24 protein-coding genes are annotated in these 23,160 nt (G+C 33.2%); 13 read left to right on the top strand and 11 right to left on the bottom strand.

Annotated elements, in window-relative coordinates; genetic code table 11:
• Window positions 1-248: 248 nt before the first annotated feature.
• The 4 genes from C1Y58_RS03310 to C1Y58_RS03325 all read right to left on the bottom strand — a co-directional run bounded on the left by C1Y58_RS03310 (window position 249) and on the right by C1Y58_RS03325 (window position 3,197).
• Window positions 249-869: a hypothetical protein gene (locus C1Y58_RS03310; RefSeq protein ID WP_105614554.1), complete on the bottom strand. Its 621-nt coding sequence runs from the start codon at window positions 867-869 to the stop codon at window positions 249-251.
• 68 nt (window positions 870-937) lie between these two features.
• Window positions 938-1,492, bottom strand: a complete 555-nt coding sequence (locus C1Y58_RS03315; RefSeq protein ID WP_105614555.1) for a DUF6144 family protein — start codon at window positions 1,490-1,492, stop codon at window positions 938-940.
• Between the two features lie 52 nt (window positions 1,493-1,544).
• Window positions 1,545-2,582: a S66 family peptidase gene (locus tag C1Y58_RS03320; protein ID WP_105614556.1), complete on the bottom strand. Its 1,038-nt coding sequence runs from the start codon at window positions 2,580-2,582 to the stop codon at window positions 1,545-1,547.
• Window positions 2,583-2,750: 168 nt separating this feature from the next.
• The gene (locus C1Y58_RS03325) at window positions 2,751-3,197 is read right to left on the bottom strand and encodes a GNAT family N-acetyltransferase (RefSeq protein ID WP_157949925.1); all 447 of its coding nucleotides are present in this window, start codon (window positions 3,195-3,197) and stop codon (window positions 2,751-2,753) included.
• Window positions 3,198-3,528: 331 nt separating this feature from the next.
• On the opposite strand from C1Y58_RS03325, the gene C1Y58_RS03330 reads away from it, so the two are divergent.
• On the top strand, window positions 3,529-4,785 hold the full coding sequence (locus C1Y58_RS03330) for a DNA polymerase Y family protein (RefSeq protein ID WP_105614558.1): 1,257 nt from the start codon (window positions 3,529-3,531) through the stop codon (window positions 4,783-4,785).
• A 19-nt stretch (window positions 4,786-4,804) separates the two neighbouring features.
• On the opposite strand, the gene C1Y58_RS03335 is transcribed toward C1Y58_RS03330, so the two are convergent.
• Complete coding sequence (locus tag C1Y58_RS03335) at window positions 4,805-5,281, bottom strand: hypothetical protein (RefSeq protein ID WP_105614559.1); 477 nt, start codon at window positions 5,279-5,281, stop codon at window positions 4,805-4,807.
• 261 nt (window positions 5,282-5,542) lie between these two features.
• Here C1Y58_RS03335 and C1Y58_RS03340 point away from each other — a divergent pair, with 261 nt between their 5' ends.
• The 3 genes from C1Y58_RS03340 to C1Y58_RS03350 all read left to right on the top strand — a co-directional run bounded on the left by C1Y58_RS03340 (window position 5,543) and on the right by C1Y58_RS03350 (window position 7,822).
• Window positions 5,543-6,103 (top strand): TetR/AcrR family transcriptional regulator, encoded by a 561-nt coding sequence (locus C1Y58_RS03340; protein ID WP_105614560.1) that lies wholly within the window; start codon window positions 5,543-5,545, stop codon window positions 6,101-6,103.
• Between the two features lie 89 nt (window positions 6,104-6,192).
• Window positions 6,193-7,005, top strand: coding sequence for an oxidoreductase (locus C1Y58_RS03345; protein ID WP_105614561.1), 813 nt, complete (start codon window positions 6,193-6,195; stop codon window positions 7,003-7,005).
• A gap of 73 nt (window positions 7,006-7,078) precedes the next feature.
• The gene (locus C1Y58_RS03350; RefSeq protein WP_157949926.1) at window positions 7,079-7,822 is read left to right on the top strand and encodes an SDR family NAD(P)-dependent oxidoreductase; all 744 of its coding nucleotides are present in this window, start codon (window positions 7,079-7,081) and stop codon (window positions 7,820-7,822) included.
• Window positions 7,823-7,901: 79 nt separating this feature from the next.
• Here the strand turns inward: C1Y58_RS03350 and C1Y58_RS03355 are convergent, their stop codons facing one another.
• Window positions 7,902-8,966, bottom strand: coding sequence for a glycoside hydrolase family 130 protein (locus C1Y58_RS03355; protein ID WP_105614563.1), 1,065 nt, complete (start codon window positions 8,964-8,966; stop codon window positions 7,902-7,904).
• 317 nt (window positions 8,967-9,283) lie between these two features.
• Here C1Y58_RS03355 and C1Y58_RS03360 point away from each other — a divergent pair, with 317 nt between their 5' ends.
• The 7 genes from C1Y58_RS03360 to C1Y58_RS03390 all read left to right on the top strand — a co-directional run bounded on the left by C1Y58_RS03360 (window position 9,284) and on the right by C1Y58_RS03390 (window position 15,481).
• The gene (locus tag C1Y58_RS03360; protein WP_105614564.1) at window positions 9,284-10,093 is read left to right on the top strand and encodes a MerR family transcriptional regulator; all 810 of its coding nucleotides are present in this window, start codon (window positions 9,284-9,286) and stop codon (window positions 10,091-10,093) included.
• Window positions 10,094-10,213: 120 nt separating this feature from the next.
• Window positions 10,214-10,870, top strand: a complete 657-nt coding sequence (locus C1Y58_RS03365) for an SIMPL domain-containing protein (RefSeq protein WP_105614565.1) — start codon at window positions 10,214-10,216, stop codon at window positions 10,868-10,870.
• 245 nt (window positions 10,871-11,115) lie between these two features.
• Window positions 11,116-12,039, top strand: coding sequence for a GNAT family N-acetyltransferase (locus C1Y58_RS03370; protein WP_105614566.1), 924 nt, complete (start codon window positions 11,116-11,118; stop codon window positions 12,037-12,039).
• Window positions 12,040-12,221: 182 nt separating this feature from the next.
• A complete protein-coding gene (locus C1Y58_RS03375) occupies window positions 12,222-12,914 on the top strand; it encodes a response regulator transcription factor (RefSeq protein ID WP_105614567.1) in 693 nt (230 codons plus the stop codon).
• Window positions 12,911-14,284 carry a sensor histidine kinase gene (locus C1Y58_RS03380; protein WP_207655696.1) on the top strand — a complete coding sequence of 458 codons (1,374 nt, stop codon included), beginning with the start codon at window positions 12,911-12,913 and terminating at the stop codon, window positions 14,282-14,284. The genes C1Y58_RS03375 and C1Y58_RS03380 overlap by 4 nt, the downstream gene beginning before the upstream one ends.
• A gap of 107 nt (window positions 14,285-14,391) precedes the next feature.
• Window positions 14,392-14,640: an SHOCT domain-containing protein gene (locus C1Y58_RS03385; RefSeq protein ID WP_207655697.1), complete on the top strand. Its 249-nt coding sequence runs from the start codon at window positions 14,392-14,394 to the stop codon at window positions 14,638-14,640.
• A gap of 22 nt (window positions 14,641-14,662) precedes the next feature.
• Window positions 14,663-15,481 carry a hypothetical protein gene (locus C1Y58_RS03390; RefSeq protein ID WP_105614568.1) on the top strand — a complete coding sequence of 273 codons (819 nt, stop codon included), beginning with the start codon at window positions 14,663-14,665 and terminating at the stop codon, window positions 15,479-15,481.
• Between the two features lie 50 nt (window positions 15,482-15,531).
• On the opposite strand, the gene C1Y58_RS03395 is transcribed toward C1Y58_RS03390, so the two are convergent.
• On the bottom strand, window positions 15,532-15,930 hold the full coding sequence (locus C1Y58_RS03395) for an arsenate reductase ArsC (protein ID WP_278286065.1): 399 nt from the start codon (window positions 15,928-15,930) through the stop codon (window positions 15,532-15,534).
• 101 nt (window positions 15,931-16,031) lie between these two features.
• A complete protein-coding gene (locus tag C1Y58_RS03400; protein ID WP_105614569.1) occupies window positions 16,032-16,379 on the bottom strand; it encodes an ArsR/SmtB family transcription factor in 348 nt (115 codons plus the stop codon).
• 203 nt (window positions 16,380-16,582) lie between these two features.
• Between C1Y58_RS03400 and C1Y58_RS03405 the strand changes: the two genes are divergently transcribed.
• Together C1Y58_RS03405 and C1Y58_RS03410 are read left to right on the top strand one after the other, a co-directional pair.
• Window positions 16,583-18,469, top strand: a complete 1,887-nt coding sequence (locus C1Y58_RS03405) for a multicopper oxidase family protein (RefSeq protein ID WP_105614570.1) — start codon at window positions 16,583-16,585, stop codon at window positions 18,467-18,469.
• Between the two features lie 110 nt (window positions 18,470-18,579).
• Window positions 18,580-20,454, top strand: coding sequence for a multicopper oxidase family protein (locus C1Y58_RS03410; protein ID WP_105614571.1), 1,875 nt, complete (start codon window positions 18,580-18,582; stop codon window positions 20,452-20,454).
• A gap of 60 nt (window positions 20,455-20,514) precedes the next feature.
• On the opposite strand, the gene C1Y58_RS03415 is transcribed toward C1Y58_RS03410, so the two are convergent.
• The 3 genes from C1Y58_RS03415 to C1Y58_RS26680 form a co-directional block, all read right to left on the bottom strand.
• Window positions 20,515-20,748, bottom strand: a complete 234-nt coding sequence (locus C1Y58_RS03415; RefSeq protein WP_105614572.1) for a thioredoxin family protein — start codon at window positions 20,746-20,748, stop codon at window positions 20,515-20,517.
• A gap of 27 nt (window positions 20,749-20,775) precedes the next feature.
• Entirely contained in the window at window positions 20,776-21,747 is a 972-nt protein-coding gene (locus tag C1Y58_RS03420; RefSeq protein ID WP_105614573.1) for a permease, read from the bottom strand.
• A gap of 329 nt (window positions 21,748-22,076) precedes the next feature.
• Window positions 22,077-23,078, bottom strand: coding sequence for a stalk domain-containing protein (locus C1Y58_RS26680; RefSeq protein ID WP_170311502.1), 1,002 nt, complete (start codon window positions 23,076-23,078; stop codon window positions 22,077-22,079).
• Window positions 23,079-23,160: the final 82 nt, after the last annotated feature.

The following is a 23,160-nucleotide window of genomic DNA, read 5'->3' on the forward strand; positions in this document are numbered from 1 at the left end:
ATAATTCACTTATCTAAAGTTAATTATAATGTTTGATAGCACTTCAATAATTTTAGGAACGTCGAAGTATTTGGGTCCTTTTTTTAAATAAAAAAACTTCCACCCCCATAACAGGGCGAAAGTATAAATCCGCCGTACCACCTGATACGACAGACCAACATATGCGTCTTTTAACGTAGAAAACCGTCAGAGAAATGTGTGTGGTAAACGATAATAAACAGGTCAGAAACCCTAAAGCATTAACTGACTTATATATCAAATGATATATCAATAATGCTCCAACCACCACCATCTGACTTCCACTTGATAATAAAATTAATAAATGAAGCATGCTCAAATGGGCTTCCATCTTCATAATATATGAATTGCTGAGTATGTATAGAATAAGCATCTTCATCCTCAATATAACCTATCCCTAATATAGCCATTCTTCTATATTCAAAACCTCTTGTCCTATCAAATAGTATATATTCCTCTGTCTCATTTTTCTTCAATATTATATCTTCATCTTCATAAACTACAAGGTCACCTTCTAGTAATGAATTAATCTTATCAATATCTCCTTCATTCTTAAACATATAAAATTCTGACACAAAACTACTTATACTTGGAAAAACTCTATCCAAGTTCATTTGTAGATTTTCTTTCTTTTTATATGTTTTAGAAGCATCTTCTAGATCCTTTATTATCTCTTGCTTTTCATCCAGTCTTTTGGCATTGTCTTTCTTAACCTCAAGTAACTCTTCTTCAAATAAAGTATTTTCTTTTTCAAGCTGGCTGATAATTTTATAATTATCTACTAATATTATGCTTAATGCAATTATTATAATCGTACTAAATAGAACATATAATACTCTTATTTTTTTCATTATTTCCCTCAATTCTAAACTATTTTCAATGAAAGAACCGTTCTTTGAAATGACTATTTAAACTTTCATTATTTCTGACTCATCATAAAAACACAATCTTCTCCACCTGCAATGATAGATGTTACTAACCCCACACTAAATTCCCTTTCTAATGTTTTTTCATATAACCACTTTATATGTTCTTTGCAACAATGACACCATGATAAAGGTATATTAGTTTTACTTTTCCCTACCATACCACAGAAACAGTAGTTAGTGCGAAACTCTACTCTAAATGTATTTTCATTCTCTTTAGTGACCGCTCCTGCAAAACCAGTGTCTTGAAGTTTCTTAAGTCTTTCATTATAGTTAATTGTATCAGATTTAATTTTATTTACTACTTTAATGAATTTTTGTGGTTTACATGCACACTCTTCCCTAATTTGAATGATATCTTTTTCTTCTAAAAGTAGTTCCATATTACTCATTACACATTTCATTGCATCTGCTCTTTTTTCTTTATTATCTTTTGAAGTTAAGTTTTCACAACCTTTTAATATTTCATTTCTAAGTTTTTCACCCACTACTTTATCCATTTCCTTAGCCATTTTATTAACATACACCATTGGATATTGATTATCCATAAAACTCCTCCTTCATACCCAAATCCAACTAATCTATAACTATTATTTTTCTTTATTTAGTTGTTGGTGTTTCCAAATAAGTAATTGTCTTATTTATGCAGTTTAATTCTGCAGTGATACCATATGGGATTATTCCAATGGGCTTAGCATGTCCAAAATTCACATTATAAAATATTGGCAAATTGGTTAATTTTTCTTCATTGGCAACAACCTGATTTATTGCAGATTTATATTCTTCATAATATTTTTCACCTTGTGGCTTACCCACAATAATACCATTTATTACATTTAAAATTCCTTGTGCAGCTAGGTTTCTAAACGTCCATTTTATAAAATCTGGAGATGGTTTATCCTCACTCGTTTCAATAAATAAAATTGAATTTGACCATTCATCTAAAGTAGGCCATATTTTAGTCCCATTAGCCATCATAAACACATCAATACAGCCACCAAGCAAATGACCTTTTACAGTTCCTACACCGTTGATTATTTCGTATCCATGTGTATCTTTTTTCATTGAATGAGGTGTATTCATATTACTTTCCTGCCAATAAATATAATCATCTGTCCACTGTGAACTTGGATTTAGTGAGTACTCATTCCAGTCATCAAATAATATATCATTAACAGCTTTCTTGGTATAATCAAACATTTTCACATATTCACCAAACTCACACATTATAGAAGGCCCATAAAATGAAACAAGTCCTGCCTTGTACATCATAAAGTGATTAATGGTACTATCAGAATAACCCATAAATATTTTAGGATTGTTTCTTATGGTTTCGAAATTTATATATGGCAGTATGCGTATTGTATCGTCACCACCTATGGCACAGAAAATAGCTGAAATTGATTCATCTAAAAATGCATCCATTAAATCCTTAGCTCTTAGTTCAGGATGTTGTGATACGAAGTCACTACCTTTTAAGGCATGTGGCATACAAACTACTTCTAAACCAAATTCATGTTCCAATCTGTCTTTTGCAATATTAAACTTATGAATAAAATCCTCGTCACCTAATCCTCCCCATGAAAGACTAACGATAGAAATTTTATCACCTTTTTTTAATCTCTTTGGCTTCATCATTAAGGTATCCCTCCCTCATATGCTAAAAATAATCCATTAAACAATTATTCATTCTATTAGAACTTAGAAGCACATTTATATTACTTCTTATTATAGGTCCTATTAAACAATGAAAACCATATAAAATAAATATTAGGTGCTACTTAGTATCTTTTTTACAAATAAGTATTAAGTGAGGTATTTCCTCATTTCAATCTCACCTTCATTGCGCTTGTGTTCCTCAAAGCCTACTTTTTCATAAACTTTTATAGCTGGTTTGTTAAGAATATTTACTGTTAATTTAATATATTTTCTTTTATATTCAAAATTCTTTATCCCAAATTTAATTCCTTGATGTACAAAGTCTTTTCCATATCCTTTACCTGTAAGTTCAGGTTTTAATGCAAGTCCAATCTCCATAATTTCATCTATAAAATAATACTCAAATAATCCAACTAATCTACTTTGATTTAATACCACAAAACCTTCACACCCTCCTGGACCTCTCATCTTACCAGTTTCGTTAAAAGTATCAAAATATGGTTCCATATAAATACTTTTTACATAACCTGTATATTTCCACTTTTTGATTAAATCAGCATAATCTAAAGTCATTGGAACAAATTCAAATTTCATATCATTAGCCCTCCCAATAAATCTCAAATATTTTATAAACATCAAGAGACATTTCAGCATATGTAAGCCTAGATAACTACGATATCTCCAATAAAACAAACTCCTATATAATTCCCAAAAAGCCATCTATGTTGCATTTGTCGGCTACCTATGAGTAAACTAAACCTTTATCACTACTTAATACTATACTATAAATTCTAAAAATTCACTATACTTAAAACTTTAATTTCATATTCAGTTTGTGCCCAAATTTCTTTATACAACTCTAATGATTATTTTTCCTGTTTACACCAAACACTAGTTCGCATATAATAGAAGTAGAGGTGTTAGTATGAAAGATAAAATCATTTATCACATTGATTGTAATTCAGCCTATCTATCATGGGAAGCTGTTTATCGTTTGCAGCAGGGTAGCGAAATTGATTTAAGAAATATTCCTTCCATTGTTGGAGGAAATGAAGAAAATAGGCACGGTATTGTTTTGGCTAAATCTATTCCTGCTAAAAAATATAAAATTAGAACTGGCGAAAGTGTTAGAGAAGCTTTTAGCAAATGCCCTATATTAGTTAATGTACCTCCTAATTATAATCTGTACATGAAATCTTCGGATGCGATGGTTAGCATTTTAAAGGAGTATAGTGATCAGGTTCAACGCTTTAGTGTGGATGAAAGTTTTGTTGATGTAACAAACTCACTCCACTTATCTGGTAGCGATCCTATTCAATTGGCCTATTCCATTAAAGATAGAATTTATAATGAACTTGGATTTACAGTTAATGTGGGGGTATCGAATAATAAATTACTGGCTAAAATGGCATCAGATTTCAAGAAACCCAATAGGGTCCATACCTTATATCCAGAGGAGATTGAAAAGAAAATGTGGCCTTTGGCTGTTAATGATTTGTTCATGGTAGGAAGAGCTACAACATCTAAATTGTTTAAATTGGGGATTTATACCATTGGTGATCTAGCTAAATCAGATAAGGACCTCCTTTATGCTCATCTTAAGAGTCATGGGTTACTGGTATGGAATTACGCAAACGGCATCGAAGATTCTATTGTTCGAAAGTCGAACTATGAATTTATGAAGGGGATTGGTAACGGTACAACTATTGCATTTGATGTTGATAAACCAGAAATAGCCTATAAAGTGTTATTGTCCTTAACAGAAAGCGTTGGAACGCGATTAAGAGAAGCAGATAAATGTGCTGGTCTTGTATCTGTCAGTATTACAACCAACGAGTTTACACATGCATCCCATCAAAGAAAAATAATGAGCTGTACAGATTCCACTACGAAAATCTATGAAATAGCCAAAGAATTATTTGATGAACTTTGGGATGGTACTCCCATTAGAAAGCTTCGGGTTCGTGTTTCTGAATTAGTTGATAATGACTTTGTTCAGGTTTCCCTTTATGATGATAAAAACATTCAGAAACTTAAAGCTATGGATAAGGCAGTTGATGACATAAGAAGGCGTTTCGGCTCTAAGTCTGTTGTCAGGGCATGTTTTGTTAACAGCGGTCTTAAAGCCATCACCGGTGGCGTTAATGAAGATGATTATCCAATGATGGCTAGTATTCTATAGCAAGCTGCTATAGAATACATTAGTTATGCGGTTTTAAACAAACACTGTACATGCAGTAGTTTGCTCCATTTGATTCAACATACCATTCTTCTAATAACATCTTGTTAGGAGAACAGCCATACAAAACTATCTTTCCTTTTGGAAAAACTTTTTTATAAAGACTAAAATATCCTTTTAAATTGTCTGCTATAGAGTCAATTCTTGTAACATTCATCCTCATTCTTTCATAACCTTCAAGCCATTGAGGTAGATAAGGCTGTTTATCTGGATAAAGTATGTAAACTTCAACAGCTTCATCTGTCTCAAAAGAAAAACATTCATGATCTTCACTAATTAGTTTATCATTACCATGTGTTTTAATATGTACACACCCTTTTAATTCCTCTGGGACATAGTTAAATTGATATAACCTATCCTGATATTGGTGGTCACTCCTTTTCAAATTTCCCATGCCATAATGCTTACCACTACTCGCATTAATCTTTGTAATATTCATAGTTATACCTCCTAAAAAACAGCTTATAAAAATCACTCCTAATAACATATTAAGTATATATGCTATTAGGAGTGTTGAACCTTAAAAAAGATGTTAATTATCTATAAAATTATGCAAAACTCTAACTAGTAACCTTTCATTCATACTCCATATCACATTATTCATAATGAAGATGATTCTCCAATGTGAATAAATGAAAAAACTTGACAGAATATAATCGACGTGTTAACATTGGATTAATCAATCCAATAGGAGGTATCCATGGGTAAGCGAGATGATATTTTAAATGCTACTTTAAAATTAATTATAAAAGATGGTTTTGAAAATTTGACTTTAGCTAAAATACTAGAGGAATCTAAGGCCGGATCAGGTACATTATACAATTATTTTTCTAGTAAAGATGACCTTATTAAAGAACTTTATAAAGATTTGCGTAAAAAAATTAGTAGATTTGTTTTGGTTGATTATGATAATAACGTGAGTATTCGAATTAGATTTGAAATGTTTGTAAGAAAATACTTGAATTACTGTATAGATAATTTAGATGAAATGAATTTTATAGAACAATATAGCTATTTCTACTACGATTCAGTAGATATTGCAGGTATGAATGATGATGGTTTTTACAAAGCGTTACTTTCTTTATTAAAAGAAGGACAAGAACAACGCTTAGTGAGGATTAATCGGATAGAGCTATTAATACAGATAATTAATGGTATAGTGATGTCTGTAGCCAAAGGACATAATGTTGGTAAATTTACTCTCACTGATCAAGAAATACAAAATGTCGTCAACTCATGTTGGGATTCAATTAAAGCGTAAGTAGACTCCTTACTTATAGTGAGGAGTTTAAAAATATACTATTTGGATTGAATGTTCCATCCAAAAAAATATTTAGGAGGTAAATTAATATGAAAAAAGTTGCTTTAGTTACTGGTGCTTCATCAGGAATTGGTGAAGACACTGCACAACAATTAATGAATGCAGGCTATATAGTCTATGCAGCAGCAAGACGATTAGAAAGAATGAATGGACTTAAGAGAAAAGGTGCAAGGGTAATTCATTTAGATGTAACTGATGATAATTCAATGGTCAATTGTATTAATACCATTATAAAAGACCAAGGAAGAATTGATGTACTTGTTAATAATGCTGGTTATGGTTCATATGGTGCTCTTGAAGATGTATCTCTTGATGAGGCAAAGAGACAATTTGAAGTGAATATTTTTGGTTTAGCAAGATTAACTCAGCTTGTATTGCCTCAAATGAGAAGACATAAATCAGGTAAAATCATTAATATCTCTTCTATTGGTGGTAAGTTTGGTGAGCCCCATGGCGCTTGGTATCATGCAACTAAATATGCTGTTGAGGGTTTAAGCGATAGTCTGAGAATGGAACTTAAAGAGTTTAATATTGATGTCATTATCATTGAACCAGGTGCTATTATAACAGAATGGAGTGGTATTGCACAGAAAAAATTACTTGAGGTTTCAGGTAATACAGCTTATGGGGATTTAACTGTGAAGCATGCTAACATGATGGCAAGATATGATGGTAAAGGTTCACAACCAAGTGTGATCGGAAAAACTATTGTTAAAGCTGTGACAGTTAATAATCCGAAATCTCGTTATGCTGTAGGAGCAAATTCAGGTATGATGCTATTCTTTAGAAAAATTCTTTCTGACAAAATGTTTGACAGATTTATGCTTAGTACAATGAAATAGCAAATCATTGCTGTTCTTAAACATTATGGTATTAAATAGCTATTTAAAAATTTTTAAAAAAAGGAGTAATTCAATGAGAAGGTTTGAAAATAAAGTTGCATTTATAACTGGTGCGGGATCAGGAATAGGTGAAGCTACTGCAATTCAATTAGCTCAAGAAGGTGCAACAGTAACTATTATTGGTCGTACCCTATCTAAGTTAGAAAAAGTTCTTGAAAAAATAAAGGCTTTCAATGGTGAAGCACTAGCTCTTGCAGCAGACGTATCCGATTATGAGCAAATTAAAGAGGCTGTTAAAAAGACGGTTGAAACATATGGTAAAGTAGATTTAGCTGTCAATAACGCTGGTGTTAATCAACATTTTGCTAAGGCTGGAGATCTATCAATTGATGAATATCATCGAGTAACAGGTATTTGTTTTGATGGTATATTTTATTCTATGAAAGCAGTAATTCCTTATATGTCAGCAAATGGTTCAGGATCTATAGTCAATATAACGTCTGTATTTGGGCGAAGAGGTATGCCTTTTAATTTAGCATACTCAAGTAGTAAACATGGTGGTCATGGTATGACTAAAGCTGCTGCATTGGATTATGCTGAGAATAACATTAGAGTAAATACTATATTACCTGGTGTAATTGATACTCCTCTACTAGATACAGAGCCTGAAGCTGTAGAAAACTTTAAACAGCAAATACCAATTAAAAGATTAGGAAAACCAGAAGAAGTTGCAAATGCTATCTGCTTTTTATTATCAGATGAAGCATCTTATATTACAGGAACTGAGTTAGTAGTTGATGGTGGTTTTTTAGTTTAAATTTAGATGGTAGTAAACTATCTGCATAGATTATTAAAACCTCCTTGGCCATAATAACACTCCAAGGAGGTTTTTAATTCTAAACAAATACAGGCATTGTCTTAACAAATTCGTCTACGTCATCAATAAAGGCTCTTGCAGTATGAGAATCTGCTGCACCATAATATATCTCTATTTGATTATCTGCTACATACCTAGCACCAGAAGCAAATGTTATATTTTTTGTATCCCCACCATATGCGCCTGTTTCATACCATTCTTCTGGAACCAAAATAGGCTCTTTTGTTTTCTTAATGCACTTTAATGTCTCTTTATCTAACAAAGCTGCTCCGGTGTTATAACTTTTTCCTTTAACAACACCATGATAAAACATAATATATCCCTCTTTATGTTCTAAGACAGGCCCACCACCAATTTGTATTCCCTCCCATTCATAGGTAGGTTTTAAAATTGTGTATTCATCGATATGATCGAGATAATCTTGCCAAAAACTTGGTGGCGCTGTTATCAAATCCTGAAGACTATCAAAATGAATAACCTGAATTGATGGATATTGTATCTCTCTTCTTCCAGCTGCATCTGGCTTAATTCTTGTAAAATACGCTATCTTGCCACTATGCTCCATTATCCAAGCATCTCTATCGCCTTCCTCTCGTAAAGGACCTATCAAATATCTCTTATAATGCTTAAAGTCTTCTGTAATAACTAACCCCACTCGACCTCCAGCTTTATGATCCCCTGTGTAGGCTGTATGGGTCATGACATGACCAACACCAATATATTGATTTCCAACTTTACAAAGACGTAGATCTTCAGTACCAAAAGGACCAAAGTATGTTGGAACAGATACCTCATTTGTATAACCATCAACCCAAGTTGATGAACTTCCAGTCATCTTACAGCCAGTAAAATCAAATGTCTTCCCATTATCATCACTAATAAAGATCAGATGATCACATATCTGATTAGAATAAATATAAGCCCTATCACTAACTGCAACTAATTTTCTACCATCTCTAGCAGCCCTGACAATTAAGTAGACCTTATCTTCTACATCACAAACTCCTGGATTAAATAAAGTATCATAACCTACCAAAGTATCACGTTCTAATATAGGATTATTGGAATCTCTTCTAAGTTTCATGTTAACCTCTCCATCCCGAAATGTCCATCGTTGTCATTTCTTTTTTATAATAACTTTATTATATTATCTATCCTATGTAAAGCTTTTTAACAAAATATAGTCCATTAAAATATCAAACTTATCAATAAATATCGCTAAATTATGATGAACCCTTTTATTTCCATATTTCTGAGTAATAATCAAAAGCAAATACTAGATTAGTTTAAAATATATTATTAATTAGTAAAAATTATATAAAATGATTATTGACTTTAACATGATGATAAGGTTTATAATGTATTTAAATCCGGATTTACTCTTTACAAGGAGGTAATAATTTGTTTAAAATAGGAGAATTCTCGAACTTTACGAAAGTATCTACTAGAATGCTAAGGTATTATGATCAAGTAGGCTTATTTAAGCCTATAAAAATTGATAATTTTTCAGGATATCGCTACTATTCTGCGAGTCAGATGACAGAACTTGCGAAAATTATAACATTAAGAGACGCAGGATTTAATATTGCAGAAATATCTAGATTAATAAAAATGGAAAATGAACAAGATGTTCTAGATGAACTAAAAAGAAAGCAATTGGAAATCCAAGAAAACATCAATAATGAAAAAATGAAAATGTGGAATATCGATAAGATTATATCCAATTTTGGTAAGGAGATGTTAATAATGAATTATGAGGTTATATTAAAAGAAATCCCTGCTTGTAAAGTCGTTTCAACAAGAAGTCAAGTTAAGGATTATAGCAAAGAAATTGATCTATGGGCAGCATTAGGTGAGTTTGCACAAAATAACCTATTACAGCCTGATGGGGCACCATTCGCAATTTATCACGATGACGAATACAAAGAGAAGAATGTAGATATCGAAGTTGCAATGCCGGTTGCAGGGTTACAAGAAAACAAAGGTAACTTTGTTTTTAGAGAGGTACCATCAGTATCATGTATGGCAACTGTATTGTATAAAGGACGTTATGAAAATATTGATGGTGCTTTTCATTTCTTAGCCAACTGGATTGAAGAGAATGGGTATAAGCCTTGTGGAAAAGTACGTCAAGTATCTATTAAAGGCGAATGGAATGAACCTAATCCAGATAACTATCTTGTGGAGATACAGATGCCTGTACAAAAGTAACGAACTATTGAAAAGGGTGCATATACATGTAACCCTTTTTTTAATTCATTAAAATCATCCTCTAATCTTGTAACGATACTTTGTTATCAACATATCATAACTATAGAAGGGGGGAGTTAGATGTATATTAGACCTAGTGGTATGTATAGATCTATGCATCGCCAAAATCAGACTACAATTAATGTTGTCGGTACAGGTACGGAATTTGCATCACCTGATATCGCGGTATTAACAATTGAAGTAACTACACTTGGGAATGATCCAACCAATACAGAAATGATAAATAGCAAAAAAGTAAATCAAATTTTACAATTACTCAAAAAACTCGGTGTTCAATCTAAAGATATAGAAGCTCAGCAACAAATCATAACCCCCATAATCGATGAAGATGGAGAAATATTAGAATATCAAGCAACCACATTCTTGACCATAACTTTTTATGATTTAGCCACCATTGGTGAGTTCTATTATAATATACAAGTTGACGATGTTAATGTTACCCAAATCATTTTAACCACACAAAATGTAGACGAATATTACTATGAAGCACTGGATAAAGCTGTTAAGAGTGCATATGCCAAAGCTGAAATCATAGCAGATAATATGCAAGGAAGACTGGTCACAGACCCCGCTACTATAACTGAAACATCAAGCATCATTAATATTTTAGATGAAATCATTATAACTGAAGTAGAGGCATTAGAAGATATTGAATTAGCTACTATCGTTATACCCGCTTCGGTAGAGGCATCCTTTATAGTTGAAAGTATGAACTAGAGAGATATAACATAAAGAATTAATCTTAATACACCTAGAATCATAGGTGTTATTTTTATGCCCTTATTTAACAAAAGGAAAATCTAAAATCCATATAATCGTTTTTTATATTGAATATTAAATACATTAATCCTAATATAAAGATAATAAGCTTTATAATTTACTGACCTTCGCTGAGTTACTATTAACATCTTTTAGAAATGAAATGGCATGTAAATTATTAATCAATTTGAGGAGGGACTTGAATGAGTCTAAATAAGATTCCACATTATCAGATAAGAAATTATGTATCCAATGACGCAGAACAAATAGGTACATTTGATAACCTATTAGAACTATCCTATAAATATAATCCTGATTTTTTACCATCCAATATTTTCTGTGCTGTAGATTCAGATGAGGAAATTTTAGGTGTCGGGCATATTGAACCTCATGAAACTTGGCATCTCATAGAAAAAGAAAATGTATCCTCCGACTTCATATACAGGTTACTGCTTCGAATATCATTAAATCCAAAATATGCAAACTCAGAAAGCATTAAAGGAAATATATTGAAACAGCTCATTATCAGAGCAAAGGAAATAAGACAACAATATCCTGATAAAAAAATTAGATTATTCACATGGATAGATTCTACTGAACTAGATGAAATGGATTTCTACTTAGCTCATGGCTTTGCTACCTACAGTAATTCTTTGGTTATGAAATATGACTTAACTATGGACATTCCTGATGTACCGCAACCAGATGGTATTACTGTTAAGGAAAATAATATGGTTACTGAAGAAGAATTACAACGTTATTATAATGCTGCGTCCATTGCATTCTCAGGAGTTGTATGGAGTTTAAACTATATACGATGGATGAAATGTGGACCAGAGTGGAAGAACTTTTCAGCATTTTATGGTGATCAATTAGTTGGAAATACCATGACATGGATGATAGAACCTGATCATAGTACAAGTGAGGATATCTTTGTATTACCAGAATGGAGAAATAGAGGTATTGCCAAGTATGTTATAACTGAAGCATTAAAATACCTAAAAAAGCAAGGAAAAGCTCTAGCCACATTAAGTGTCTATGGAGATAATGTTACTGCCATTTCATTGTACAATTCCTTAGGATATAGAATGCACTACATGATGATTGAATGTGGATATGATCTTTAAGTACGGATTAAAAGATTGTAAGTAATTATTTATTGCTGCAATCTTTTTTTATTCTGAATAAACTTCATATCTTCTTCAAATCCTCCTGATATGATAATATTATTATATCAGCTTTCGTTCAAAATTGATTGTAATAATTTTAATAGTCAAAAAGTGACAGAATATATTCAGGAGTGATTTAAATGCAAAAGGTATTGATTATAGAAGATGAACAGAATGTTTTAGATGTTGTACAAGTTTATATTGAAAAAGCAGGGTATGAAGTCTATACAGCTATAAATGGGAATGATGGCTTGGCACTCTTTAATGAGCATAATCCAGATATCATAGTTTTAGATCTCATGCTACCAGACATATCAGGTGAAGAGATATGTCAAGCTATACGAAGGAAGTCCAACGTTCCTATTTTAATGCTTACTGCTAAAAGCACAGTCGATGATCGTATAACTGGCTTAAGCCTTGGGGCTGATGACTATCTAATCAAACCTTTTAGCCCGCGAGAACTAGTGATTCGTGTTCGAACTATTTTAAGACGAAGTTTAAGTACAGAACCGTTGTTTGATATGATTAGCTTCAATAATAATGATTTAAAAATTGATGCTGTTCAGCAACAGGTATACAAAAATGAGCAATTCATTGCACTAACTGCTCTTGAATATAAACTTCTTATGTTATTTGTAAGACATCCTAATAAAGTTTTCAGTAGAGAAGAATTAATTGACAAGGTTATGGGACTTGAATTCAAAGGCTATGATCGTACCATAGATGCCCATATAAAAAACATACGAAAGAAGATAGAGAAAGACCCTAAGAAACCCATCTATATTTGTACAGTTTTTGGTATGGGGTATCGATTTGAAGGTGAACAACTATGAAAATATCTTTAAATAGAAAGTTTACACTTTTCTATGTGTTGTCATCCTTATTATTAATTATTGTATTTTTCACCATAACCAATCGCGTTATTAATACTTCTTTTCAAAGTTATATGGAAGAAAATCAACTTAAGCGGGATCAAGAAATCATCAACTATCTCGAGGAAGTATACCGGAAGCAACATAATATAAATAATGATGTGATCAATAATTTATGGCATGATGCACTGATGTCAGATTACTACATTACTTTATTCACTGAAGACATGCAAGTTATTTGGAAAATGGACAGAGAGCAGATGGGTATGGGTATGATGCATGGTATGATGATGCAACAACGGACCTATAATAGTGATTTTACTTCTAAAACCTACCCTATTGAAGTTAGCGGTGAAATAGAAGGCTATGTTGAGATAGGTCAATACGGATCACTATTACTCTCAAAAGAAGATATTCAGTTTAGAAATTCCTTATATCAAGGCATCCTACTAACAGCTGTTATAGGCATAGGTATTTCCATTATCATTGGAGTAATCATTGCAAGGCAATTTTCAAAACCTATATTAAAAATTAAAGAAGTATCTGATGTCTTAAGAAAAGGTGATCTGTCTGCTCGTATTGAGACAAAGTCCAATACACAAGAAATATATGAACTATCTCAATCCATTAATTATCTAGCTAGTTCTTTAGAACAACAAGAAACTCTTAGGAAAAGACTAACGTCGGATATTTCTCATGAATTGAGAACCCCCCTTAACGTCTTGCAAAATCATATCGAAGCACTTATAGATGGCATGTGGGAACCAACCGGGGATAGATTAGAAATCTGCTATAATGAAGTTCATCGTTTAACTAATCTAGTAAAGGATTTGGAAAAGTTAACCAATCTAGATCAAGCAGAATTGAAATTGAAAAAAGAGCTCTATCCATTAGAGAAAATTATTGATCAAGTTATTCATCAATTTGAACCTAGTTTTAGAAATAAGGGAATTGAAATAACGTCTGAACTTGATAACCAGGTAATTACCTTAATTGACAAAGACAAAATCACTCAAGTTATGATCAATTTATTATCTAATGCTTTTAAATTTACTGATACCAATGGTCATGTTCGTGTTGATTTATATAAAGAAAATGCCCATATAATTATAAAAGTTTCTGATAATGGTATCGGTATTAAAGAAAAAGATCTCAATAATATTTTTGAGAGATTTTATCGGGGAGATCCTTCGAGAAGTAGAAAAACTGGTGGTGCAGGACTTGGTTTATCTATTGTTAAACAAATTATAGACGCCCATTCAGGTTCAATCGATGTCCATAGCGTAGTTAATCAAGGAACTACCTTTACAATCCGTATCCCTTTAGTATAAAAGTGACTTATGTCACTTTTCTCTTTGTAAAAAGAATCTCAACTTCATATTTTCTTCACAAGTTGATGGCATACTTAAAGCATAAAAATAAACTTGGAGGTGAAATGATGTTTGGTCAATGTGGAAATTGGTTCGGATATAACGCTATGAATGGCTGGGGAGGTATTGGTATGATGATCTTTTGGGTAATTATAATAATTGCTTTAATCTACTTCTTTTCTAAAAATCGTACAACAATTTCAGCACCTTATTCAGAAAGTAATGCTCTAAGCATATTACAAGAAAGATATGCAAGAGGCGAAATATCAGATGAAGAGTATGAAACTAAAAAGAAAGCTTTGAGTAAGTCAAGATAGTTGATATGAAAGGATGATCCCGATGAAAAAAAGTATAATTGCTGCTGGCATCATTACTTTAGGAATTAGCGCAAGTGTATTTACTTCCAGTGCCTATAGTATTACTACTTCTGAATTAGCTAATCAAAAGCAATCAGAAAACTATACTCCTCGCTCTTATGGAAATAATTTTTCAAGTAGAATGAACAACTCCTATTATGGTGGTTATCATCGCGGTGGTATGATGGGAAATACTTATTCCTCAGAGGAGTTCAATAAATATCGTGGCAATGACGGTAATTATGGTTCTACTTGCCACAGATTCTCTAATTATGCTGTTTATGAAGGACAAGAAAAATTGTCTGTTGAAGAAATTGAAGCGCAAGTCCTAGAATATATTGCCTACTACTATGGAGAAGATTTCTCTATTGGTGATATCTTTGAATTTGATACAACAGATTATTATGTATCAGTAGAGGAAACCTCCACTGGAAGAGGTGCTTTTGAATTACTAATCAATCCTTATACAGGTGATGTTAGACATGAGCAAGGTCCTAATATGATGTGGAATATTAAATATGGCATGATGAATGATATCAATGGTTATACTTATACTCCCTCAACTACACAAGAAATCCCTCTTGAAGAAGCCGTTAATCTAGCAAATGAATACTTACAAGCCTACCAAATCGATGGTACTGTATCAGAAGAAGGCCATCATTTTTATGGTTACTATACACTTCATATAGAGAAGGATAACAGTGTCATTGGCATGCTTAGCGTCAATGCCTATACTGGTGACACTTGGATTCATGGGTGGCATGATAACGTAGTCAATGTGTACTCACATCATGAGGAGTAATAATAAATTCAGAAACGCTTAATTGATATCTAAATCAATTAAGCGTTTTTTTATAATTCATTGTTTTCAATTCTCTTGATAAGATCCTCTACTTTATTCTTGATAATATCTCTTGTATTTTGGAATCCCTCAATAGGACCACCGGATGGATCTTCTAATCCCCAATCTTCTCTGTGATTACATGGCACGAAAGGACATTCTACTCCGCATCCCATAGTAACTAAAATATCTATTTCTTCTGGAATATCAGATAAGAGTTTTGGACGGTGTTCACTCATATCAACGCCTGCTTCTTCCATTACTTGAACTGCTTTAGGTTTTACTTCCGGGTAATCTTCAGTACCTGCTGAATATGCTTCTAAAACTTCTTTACCAAGGTGTTTTGCCCACCCTTCTGCCATTTGTGAACGACAGGAATTATGAATACATACAAATGCTACTTTCTTCATTATGATGCTTCCTCCTTGTTTTTTGATAGTCATTTATGGTTAATAAACATACTTACTTAAAATAATTACTTACCCTCTTATCATAACTCATTTAAATTCTATTATCTAGGATCTTCACAAATTACTCCACTTTCTTTATACTTTTTTAATCGATTTATATCAGATACACATTGATCAATTTTATCAAGCTCATGGTCGATTAACTCTTTAATAAAAGGATATAGCTCTAATGTTTGATAGTTAATTTTATAATAAGACCATTGCCCTTTCTTTTCTACCTCTATTATTTTTAATAGTTTTAATCGAGTAAGGTGTTTTGATGCGTTAGATTGTTTGATTTCCAATACATTTTCTATATCACAGACACATAACTTGCCTAACCTAATGATATTAAGTATTCTAATTCTTGTTTCGTCACCAATACCTTTAAGTACTTCGACAATCTCCATTCTCTCACCTCTCCATATGATTACATTGCTATATAGTAATGTAATTTCTATATCTATCATAATACTTTAAATAAGTATTTGTCAAGATAGGTCAAATAAACTTAATTAAAATTTATATAGCTATACATATCATCACACTATAACCACATTTTCATACAATGTAATAAGAGGACAAGTTAATGACTATAAAAGGAGTTGATTAAGTGACAAAACCTTTAGACCCAAAACTTATACCGAAATATGTTAATGAATTAGAGGCTCCTCCTGTATATAAGCCACGTATTAAACGTAGCCCTTGTACTGGCAGAGTTAAGAGCCATCACTATACTATTAGTATGAATGAATTCCAGCAACAACTTCTTCCTCCTGGATTCCCTATGACGACTGTTTGGGGTTATGGAGGAAATATCAAAGATCCCAGTACCCGTAAATCAGTTTATTTTGAAAGTACTCCTGGTGCTACATTTGAAGCTGTTAAAGGAGTTCCTGCTCATGTACAGTGGGTAAACAACATTACAGACTCTCAGCTATTTGCTGTGGATCCAACCCTTCACTGGGCAAATCCTAATAATATGGCAACACCTGAACCACCATTTCTGCCATTTCCACCTGGTTATCCAGAAGCCCAAAGTCCAATACCTCTAGTTACCCATCTTCATGGTGGTGAGGTCAGTACTGATTCTGATGGCGGTCCCAATACTTGGTTTACTGCTGATGAAGAAATTGTTGGACCTGATTTTGTTACATCACGTTATCGTTATCCTAACGAGCAAGAAGCCACAACCCTTTGGTACCATGACCATACACTTGGGACAACTCGATTGAGTGTTGCTGGTGGACTAGCTGGCTTTTACTTATTAAGAGATCCAAAGAATAAAATAGAACGCCTACTTCCAAAAGGTCCATATGAAATCCCGCTAGTCATACAAGATCGGTCTTTTAATGAAGATGGTTCTTACTTATATCCTGAAGAAGGTAATAACCCTGATATACACCCATACTGGGTACCATCATTTACTGGTAATACCATTATGGTTAATGGCAAAGTATGGCCAAACTTGAATGTTAAACGTCGACAATACCGATTCAGATTTCTTAATGGCTCTAATGCCAGAGTTTACAATCTAAGTTTCTCAAACAATATGAAGTTCCTTCAAATAGGTTCTGATGGCGGCTTTTTACCTCGAGCTGTCAAGTTGAAAGAGCTATTAATTGGTCCTGGTGAACGTGCTGATGTTCTAGTTGATTTTTCAAACATGTGTGCTGGAACAAGTATCATTCTAAGGAATAATGCTAATACACCTTTTCCAGGTGGTAGCCCTCCAGATCCAGAAACTGTTGGACAAATTATGCAATTTACTGTATTAAAATCAAAACCAAAACCTCCTAAAAAACTACTGCGTAGGCTTAATAAGATACCAAAATTTAAGCCAAATGCACCCTCAAGACTAATTACATTAAACGTTATTAACACACCTAACGGTCCTCAGGAATTACTCTTAGATGGACAAAAATTTGTATCCCCAGTCTCGGAAACACCTTTGGTTGGTTCAACAGAGATTTGGGAAGTCCCTAATCTAGCTAATAATGTACATCCTATCCACATACACCTCATACAATTCCAGATACTCAATCGTCAGAAGATGGATATTGATGCCTACAGAGAAGAATGGACCCGACTGAATGGTAAACTACCATTGGATCATCCTACAATTCCTCTACCAGTTGAACCTTTTTTAATTGGTAATCCAATCCCCCCTGCATCAAATGAACGAGGATGGAAAGATACTGTTCTCATGCTTCCAGGTGAAGTTACTCGAATTATAGCTAGGTGGGCACCACAGGATGCTAAGCGAGTAAAACCTGGAGAAAATCTCTTCCCATTTGATCCAAGCCGCGGTTCAGGGTATGTATGGCATTGTCATATCCTTGAACATGAAGATAATGAAATGATGAGACCTCTTGAGGTAAGAAGTTGTTCTTATTCTACTAAAAGAGGTTATAGAGGTTGGAAAAAAGATGTCACTAAAATATTAGATGAAGTAAATTCAGAACTTGATGATATATCTAAAGAGCTATCAAGACTATAAAGACATAAAATGATAATATTTGTTTTAATCACTAATCCAATTAATATTCATAAAATATACTAAAGGGACAAGTAACCCTTTCCTTTCAAAGTTAAAAAGGAGTTGATTAAATGAGTGAACATTTAGACCCAAGATTTATACCAAAATTTAAAAACGAGTTATTAATACCTCCAGTATTTAAACCTAAAATAATAAGGAATTCTTGTTCAGGTGAGGTCAAAAGTCATAACTATAGGATAAGTATGGTAGAATTTGATCAACAAGTTCTTCCACCTGGTTTTCCAGAGACAACCGTATGGGGTTATGAAGGCGTTATTGAAGATCCTTGTAGTGGAGAACCTGTATGTTTCAGTAGCAGTCCTGGACCTACCTTTGAGGCCGTACGCGATATTCCTTCTATAGTACAATGGAAAAATGATATTACAGAACCCAATATGTTTGCTGTAGACCCTACAATCCACTGGGCAAACCCAAACGATTTCCCACCACCTGAACCTCCTTTCAGACCTTTCCCACCTGGCTATAGTCAGGCACAAATACCGGTTCCACTGGTTCCACATTTACATGGGGGAGAGACTAGGTCAGATTCAGATGGTAACCCTGATTCTTGGTTTACTCCTGATGAAGAGATTGTTGGTCCAGGTTTCTTTACCTCACGTTACACCTATCCTAATGAACAGGAACCTACTACTCTTTGGTACCATGATCATGCCCTTGGAACAACAAGGTTAACAGTTTATGCAGGTTTGGCTGGATTTTATTTACTAAGAGATCCAAATAATAGGATTGAAAAATTCCTTCCACGCGGTGAATACGAAGTACCAATTGTTATTCAAGACCGTACTTTTAATAAAAATGGTTCCTTAGAGTTTCCAAGTGTTGGTGTTAACCCAGATATACATCCTTATTGGATTCCTGAATTCTTTGGAGATAGCATCATGGTTAATGGACGAGTATGGCCTAACTTAGATGTTAAGCGTAGAGAATACAGATTTAGATTTCTTAATGGTTCAAATGCAAGATTCTATAACTTGAAACTATCCAATGGACAATCTATGATTCAGATCGGTACTGATGGTGGCTTCCTCCCACATCCAGTTGAGTTGGAAGAGCTATTAATTGCTCCTGGTGAAAGAGCTGATGTGCTTATTGACTTTTCTGAATTATGTCCAGGAACTAAGCTTATTTTAACTAATGATGCAAACGCACCTTTCCCTGATGGTGACCCTGTTGACCCAGAAACCACTGGACAAATTATGCAGTTTACAGTAGTGAAATCACGCTCTGTTTCACCTCGACCACTTCCATGTAGACTCAATAAAATACCAAAGTTAACACCAGATGTACCTAGAGTGATTTTAACCCTCAATGAGACAGAAGGTCCAGGTGGTCCAGTTATCATAACCCTTAATGGACAAAAATGGGGTGCTCCAATCTCTGAATTACCACTGGTTGGTTCTACTGTGGAATGGATTCTCGTTAATCTAACCAATGATACACACCCTATCCATGTTCATTTAATCATGTTCCAGATATTAAATCGTCAGACTATTGATTCAACAAGGTATAAAGAAGCGTGGACTGAACTCAATGGTGAGCCTCCTCTTGATCACCCAACACGTAGTTTACCTGTGGAACCATTCTTAGAAGGTGAACCAATTGCTCCTGATCTCAACGAGAGAGGCTGGAAAGATACCATTCGCGCTAATCCAGGTCAAGTCACAAGGATTTTACTTCGGTTTACACCACAAGATGTGAAACCTAAAGATGCTAAACCAGGTAAAAACTTATTCCCATTTGACCCAAGCTTTGGTCCTGGTTATGTATGGCATTGTCATATTCTTGATCATGAAGATAATGAGATGATGCGACCTTATAAAGTTAGAACTCCCTTCTGTCCCCCATATCAAGCTGATGAAGATGGAGACCTAACTGAACTAAAAGATGAAATGGATATACTCCTTGATGAATATGATGAAGAATAAGTAAATATCAAAGAGCTCTGCTTCCATCAGCAGAGCTCCTTTTCATCTACAACCTCATAACTAATTACTTAAGTATTTTTTTATCTCTTTTACTTTCGGAATTCTTCCCATAACTTTGACCTGCTCATCTACGACTAAAGCAGGAGTTTTCATGACACCATATGCCACAATATCTTTTATGTCTTCTACCTTTTCAATTCTTACATTTAAGTCTAATTCATTTACAGCTTCTTTTACATTTGCTTCAAGTTTCTTGCATGCACTGCATCCACTACCTAATACCTTAATAACCATATCATATCCTCCTATTTGTTTTATTAACTACCTAATGATTGGAACAAGTAAATTAAATAGATATCCTACCAAAATAATTCCTATTCCAGTTATCACAACAAAGGTTGCAATTAATTTTGGTTTTATTACCTTTCTCAATAGAATCATTTCGGGTAAAGATAACGCTGTAACTGCCATCATAAATGCAAGGGCAGTTCCTATACCAACTCCCTTACCTATTAATGCTTCAGCTATTGGTATGGTTCCAATAGCATTAGAATATAAGGGTATGCCTAAAATAACTGCTACAAACACAGCAAATGGATTTTCAGGTCCAGCATATTGAGCTAGAAAACCTTCATCAGGGAAATATCCATGTATAGCAGCCCCAATCCCGATTCCTATTAATAAATACAACCATACACGTTTAACGATATCCCTCACATTATCTAAAGCAAAGATAATCCTCTCTTGAGTACTCGGATCTATAATATTCACCTCAGCAGTTTTCATTTGATAGACATATTCTTCTACCTCCTTCTCCATCTTTAACTTACCAATAATAGCACCACTGATGACACCAATTAAAACACCTGTCATAACGTAGATTAGTGCAATTTTCCAGCCAAATGCAGCTAACAACACGGCAAAGGCTGCTTCATTAACAATGGGAGAAGTTATTAAAAATGAAAAAGTTACTCCCAGTGGAATTCCAGCTTCAACAAAGCCAATGAAAATAGGTACTGACGAACATGAACAAAATGGAGTTACAATCCCTAATAGAGATGCCATAATATTTGCTTTAATACCACTAAATTTCTCCAGTATTTTTTTGGTTCGCTCTGGTGGAAAGAAACTTCGTATGTAAGAGATTATAAAAATCATGATGGATAACAATATAATTATTTTTATCGTATCATAAAAGAAAAAATGAATACTTGAGCCTAATTGTGTATCCATTGATAAACCAAAAACATTCTCAACTAAATATTCAATAAGTTGATCCAGCCAATAAAACATCCTAACGCCTCCTCTTCTTTTTCACTATATACTTATTTCTAGAATAATCTTTTAAGTAATCATCCCCTTTTCATTATATAGTTAATTATATTAGAATATGCTAATGTAACTTATTTAATTATATTATAATATTCTAATATAATCAATATAAAATTTATAATTCTTAGTTTATATTCAAACAAAGTGACCTACATCACATTTCAAGTATGTGCAGGTAAGTATGGTTCCTTGCGAGCAAAACGCAGTACTTTCCTTCACTAAAAAAAGACTTTTAAATAGCATATGACATACTATCTAAAAGCCTAATCTAATATATATTGTTTCTTATCTTACAATTCATTTACCTCAATGGTTTCTGTCTCTCCATCCCACTCAATATCTAAACCAAATGTTTCAAGAATAAATCGAAGTGGTACATAAATTCTATCATTCATAAGATCTGATTGCGTATCTAAAATAACTTCATCACCATTAACCAAAACTTTATTTGAGTCAAGTGGTAGAATTATTTCTATCTCACCTTTTAAGATAATTGCTTCTTTAGTCTCTGCTTTCCACTCAACTTTAGCACCATATCCTTCTGTTATTGCTCTTACTGGAACTAATGTTCTTCCTTCAATAATTACAGGGGGTGTATCAAATTTAAATTCAACAGAATCAGATAAAATACTATCAATAGATAATACTTTTACATTTGATTTTTCATCTTTTATCTTATTTTCACTTTCCTTAATCTCTTCCAATTCTTTATCAGTGTATTTTGATCTAATAATCTCTTTTCTCTCAGCTAACAATGTATGCATTTCATCTTTTAATTCAGAAAATCGCTCTAAAATAACTTCTAAGTCTTCCTTTAGTTGCTCTTCTATATCAGTATCTCCAATTTTCTTAATACCTTTATAAAGCTCTTTCAGCTCTTTTTTTAGTTTATTAATTTCTTGTTCTTCTTCTTTTATTTCCTTTTTTATTTTCTTCCATTCTTCGTATTTTTTATAACGATCTTTTTTATTATATTTATGATCTTCATCTAAATCGTCTTCGTCTTCTTCGTCTTCATCTTCATCGTCTTCATCTTCATCTTCATCTTCTTCGTCGTCTTCTTTGTCTTCTTCGTCGTCTTCTTCGTCGTCCTCTTCTTCTACTACTTCTTCGTCTTCATTGTTTTCATCTTCAACATCTTCATCTTCTTCTACATTATTCTCTTCTGTTTGTACTTCCTCTTGGTTTTGAACCACTTCTGATTCACCCTCGTTTTCGCTAGCTACAGAAACTAAACCATTTGAAAAAATTAATGCTAGAACTAATACAATTGATACTAATCTTTTTAACATTTTGTGTCCTCCTAAAGTAGTTTTTTGTCGAAATACAATATAATATCCGCAAAAACATAATAAAAAAGGGACCCAAAATTAA

Source organism: Vallitalea okinawensis (assembly GCF_002964605.1).
GTDB classification, from domain to species: Bacteria; Bacillota; Clostridia; order Lachnospirales; family PQDH01; genus Vallitalea_A; species Vallitalea_A okinawensis.

Excerpts from the sequence above, each read along its gene's own strand:
- C1Y58_RS03370 (WP_105614566.1), top strand. The coding sequence starts at position 11,116 with ATGAGTCTAAATAAGATTCCACATTATCAGATAAGAAATTATGTATCC.
- C1Y58_RS03375 (WP_105614567.1), top strand. The coding sequence starts at position 12,222 with ATGCAAAAGGTATTGATTATAGAAGATGAACAGAATGTTTTAGATGTT.
- C1Y58_RS03310 (WP_105614554.1), bottom strand. The coding sequence starts at position 869 with ATGAAAAAAATAAGAGTATTATATGTTCTATTTAGTACGATTATAATA.
- C1Y58_RS03325 (WP_157949925.1), bottom strand. The coding sequence starts at position 3,197 with ATGAAATTTGAATTTGTTCCAATGACTTTAGATTATGCTGATTTAATC.
- C1Y58_RS03345 (WP_105614561.1), top strand. The coding sequence starts at position 6,193 with ATGAAAAAAGTTGCTTTAGTTACTGGTGCTTCATCAGGAATTGGTGAA.
- C1Y58_RS03355 (WP_105614563.1), bottom strand. The coding sequence starts at position 8,966 with ATGAAACTTAGAAGAGATTCCAATAATCCTATATTAGAACGTGATACT.
- C1Y58_RS03335 (WP_105614559.1), bottom strand. The coding sequence starts at position 5,281 with ATGAATATTACAAAGATTAATGCGAGTAGTGGTAAGCATTATGGCATG.
- C1Y58_RS03350 (WP_157949926.1), top strand. The coding sequence starts at position 7,079 with ATGAGAAGGTTTGAAAATAAAGTTGCATTTATAACTGGTGCGGGATCA.
- C1Y58_RS03330 (WP_105614558.1), top strand. The coding sequence starts at position 3,529 with ATGAAAGATAAAATCATTTATCACATTGATTGTAATTCAGCCTATCTA.
- C1Y58_RS03415 (WP_105614572.1), bottom strand. The coding sequence starts at position 20,748 with ATGGTTATTAAGGTATTAGGTAGTGGATGCAGTGCATGCAAGAAACTT.
- C1Y58_RS03390 (WP_105614568.1), top strand. The coding sequence starts at position 14,663 with ATGAAAAAAAGTATAATTGCTGCTGGCATCATTACTTTAGGAATTAGC.
- C1Y58_RS26680 (WP_170311502.1), bottom strand. The coding sequence starts at position 23,078 with ATGTTAAAAAGATTAGTATCAATTGTATTAGTTCTAGCATTAATTTTT.
- C1Y58_RS03385 (WP_207655697.1), top strand. The coding sequence starts at position 14,392 with ATGTTTGGTCAATGTGGAAATTGGTTCGGATATAACGCTATGAATGGC.
- C1Y58_RS03340 (WP_105614560.1), top strand. The coding sequence starts at position 5,543 with ATGGGTAAGCGAGATGATATTTTAAATGCTACTTTAAAATTAATTATA.
- C1Y58_RS03365 (WP_105614565.1), top strand. The coding sequence starts at position 10,214 with ATGTATATTAGACCTAGTGGTATGTATAGATCTATGCATCGCCAAAAT.
- C1Y58_RS03320 (WP_105614556.1), bottom strand. The coding sequence starts at position 2,582 with ATGATGAAGCCAAAGAGATTAAAAAAAGGTGATAAAATTTCTATCGTT.
- C1Y58_RS03380 (WP_207655696.1), top strand. The coding sequence starts at position 12,911 with ATGAAAATATCTTTAAATAGAAAGTTTACACTTTTCTATGTGTTGTCA.
- C1Y58_RS03315 (WP_105614555.1), bottom strand. The coding sequence starts at position 1,492 with ATGGATAATCAATATCCAATGGTGTATGTTAATAAAATGGCTAAGGAA.
- C1Y58_RS03410 (WP_105614571.1), top strand. The coding sequence starts at position 18,580 with ATGAGTGAACATTTAGACCCAAGATTTATACCAAAATTTAAAAACGAG.
- C1Y58_RS03420 (WP_105614573.1), bottom strand. The coding sequence starts at position 21,747 with ATGTTTTATTGGCTGGATCAACTTATTGAATATTTAGTTGAGAATGTT.
- C1Y58_RS03395 (WP_278286065.1), bottom strand. The coding sequence starts at position 15,930 with ATGAAGAAAGTAGCATTTGTATGTATTCATAATTCCTGTCGTTCACAA.
- C1Y58_RS03400 (WP_105614569.1), bottom strand. The coding sequence starts at position 16,379 with ATGGAGATTGTCGAAGTACTTAAAGGTATTGGTGACGAAACAAGAATT.